The 1,414-nt window shown below is 33.3% G+C and carries 2 protein-coding genes; both read right to left on the bottom strand.

The annotated features are described in order from the left end of the window. The coding region (locus tag IDG60_RS14080; protein ID WP_206160817.1) for an energy-coupling factor transporter transmembrane component T family protein at positions 1–741 on the bottom strand (741 nt) is incomplete at its 3' end. Then, the coding region (locus IDG60_RS14075; RefSeq protein ID WP_206160816.1) for an energy-coupling factor transporter ATPase at positions 731–1,414 on the bottom strand (684 nt) is incomplete at its 5' end. The genes IDG60_RS14080 and IDG60_RS14075, both read right to left, overlap by 11 nt.

Below are 1,414 nucleotides of genomic sequence, written 5' to 3'. Positions count from 1 at the left end.
CGTATCTCTCAATTGCCATTTAAGCTGTCTGTAGCTCGTTCTCTTAACATTGGCATCATAACCCCTAACTTCCATTGCGACCGCTAATTCTTCGGCGCGTTGGAAAGCTGAGATGAATAGTGGCACTAGTAATGGAATAAATGATTTAATACGTGTTGCAATGTTCCCTGAACTTATTTCAGAACCACGCGACTTTTGCGCCAAAATAATTTTATCTAACTCATCCATTAACGTCGGGATGAATCGTAACGCAATGGACATTATCATACTTAATTGATGAACTGGTAATTTAAACATCTTTAGTGGTGCAAGTAATCTTTCAAACGCATCTGTTAAATCAATTGGACTTGTAGATAGTGTCATAATTGTTGCAATCATCACAATCCCAATTAAACGCAATGATATATATAGCCCTTCTAAAATACCATTAGTTTCAATCGTGATGCCATGCCATTCAACTAATACATATCCACCTTTAGTTAAAAATATATGCATCATTAATGTGAAGATTAAAAAGAAAAATATTGGTGTTAAACCTTTGATTAGGAACCATAATTGAATTTTTGCTAATCTCGTAATGAATAAGATAAGTGCAAACACCCAAAGATATGTTAATGGTGAATGACAGAAAAATATTAATATAATAAAAAGAAAAACAAACATTAACTTTGCTCTTGGATCAAGATGATGAACAAAAGAATTAATTGGTAAATATCGCCCTATAATCAATTTATTTTTCATGTTGCCACTCCTTATACAAGCTTACAAATGCTTCTTCAGTTAAGGCAATATCTTTTAATTTTGTTTGATATTTTTGTTCAAAGTCATATTGTAACTGAACAATTTCTGGCAAACCAATATGCCAATCCGCCAATTTTTTTTTATCTTTGAAGAGCTCTTTTGGTGATGTTTGCGACACTATACTACCTTCTTTCATAACGATGACTTCATCTGCATAACGCGCGACTTCATTCATATCATGTGAAATTAGGATAATTGCCTTATTTTCATCTGTTTGTAGTGACTTTAGTAATCTCATTACTTGTCGTTTACTTTGTGGATCAAGTCCTGCTGTAGGTTCATCAACCACGATAATATCAGGATTCATTGCCAATATCGATACAATCGCTATTTTACGCATTTGTCCACCTGACATTTGAAATGGTGATTGTGACATTACATCTCTTGAAAAGCCTAAATCCATCAACAGACGATGGGCATAGTTTTTGGCTTCATCTAAATTCATTTTAAAGTTTTTAGGTCCAAATATCATTTCACGCTCTACTGTGTCCTCAAATAATTGAGATTCGGGAAATTGAAATACCATTCCAATTCTTTTTCTTACAGGTCTAATATATTTATCTTTGGTCTTATGTGTAATAGTAATGTCATCAACTGTAACTGTCCCAGTAGT

It is taken from the genome of Staphylococcus sp. EG-SA-2 (genome assembly GCF_017152085.1).
This window is presented reverse-complemented; position numbering and strand designations above follow the sequence as displayed.